Annotated in this window: 1 pseudogene; it reads left to right on the forward strand. The window is 64.7% G+C overall.

The annotated features are described in order from the left end of the window. Positions 1 to 963: 963 nt before the first annotated feature. A pseudogene (locus ACI2LP_RS34445) lies at positions 964 to 1,308 on the forward strand (hypothetical protein); the annotation flags it as partial.

A 1,308-nucleotide genomic window follows, 5' to 3' on the forward strand; every position in this document is an offset into this window, starting at 1 on the left:
GAGCCGAGAGCCACACCCAACGGCTTTTATGGCGCCTGCTTCTGATGCTGGGCCTGGAGTACACCGCCAGCGACCTCGTCTCCAACGTCACACCTCGCGATGGTCGACCTCATAAGCCGCAGACTCACCCGGGCAGCAACCCTCAACTGGCGCCATATGTCTGAACTCCGAGTGCGTCAGTGGAACGGGCGGGACGCTGGTGCCGATCAGGTGAGTCGAAGCTCAACCCGTTCTCGTCGAGGGCATTGAGGACGGTTGCCCGCCTCTCCTCGAAGACGAAGCTGACGTCAATGTTCTTCTGAGCCAGATCCCTGCCTGTCCACTCGAGTAGTTCGACCTCTTTAGGTGACAGACCCGGCAGAGCGTGCAGTTCCGGCAGAGGCTCGGACGCCACTGCAGACGGAAGTCGGGCCACTGCACAGGACGCCTGGTGCCGAACCGCTGAACGGCAGGGCGGACGGGCTTCCCCGTCCGCCCTGCCGCCTGCACGATGAGGACCAGTCGAGGCTGGAGGCACCCGGAGCCGATATGCCGCTGGAGAATACTGGCGGTCACCACCGGGCTGAATCCCGCGGAGAACTGGCGGCAGTTGAATTCGCGAGCTCACCAACGTCCACTGCGAGGCCACCGACCCCGACGGACGCCACATCGTTACGCGGTGGGGCAACGCCCACCTCGGCTGGAACCACTTCACCTACCGCCACAACATCCGCGTCTGTAAAATCGTCAACGCCGCCATCCGCGGCAAGGTCGACCGCAACGACCACCACGGACGCCTGGAATACGAGGGCGTCGCCATCAAGACCGGCGGCAAGCCCCAGCAGGTCGCTTCACCGTCATCGTCCAGTACTCCCGCTGCACCAAGGACAAGAAGTACGACGCAGGCAAGGGACAGAAGATCGGCGTCGTTAACGCTTTCTGCCGCAACCAGCCCAATAACAAGTGCCGCGCATGGATGAATAAATGACCCACCCCGAAGACCGACAGCAGCAGGCGGCCATCAGCCGCCTGCTCCTGTACTACCTGAACGCACCCATCGCCGAAGGCTGCCGCCTGCGTGGCGTCCTGCCCGCCCCCGGCGCCGTACGGATCGCCATCCACGCCGGAGACGACGAGGGTGGCGACACCTTCCTCTACGAGATCCCCCACGACACCGTCGCCCCCGCCTACATCCCCGGCATCCTGCGCACCGTCCTGGCCGGAACCCAGCTCTACAGCAGCGACGACATCAGCGACGCCATGGGGATGACCCTCATCCGCCTCCGCCCGGAGAAGATCACCCCCGACCCCGAGCCCGAACAGGGCCAG

It is taken from the genome of Streptomyces sp. NPDC019890, assembly GCF_044903445.1.
Taxonomy (GTDB): Bacteria; Actinomycetota; Actinomycetes; order Streptomycetales; family Streptomycetaceae; genus Streptomyces.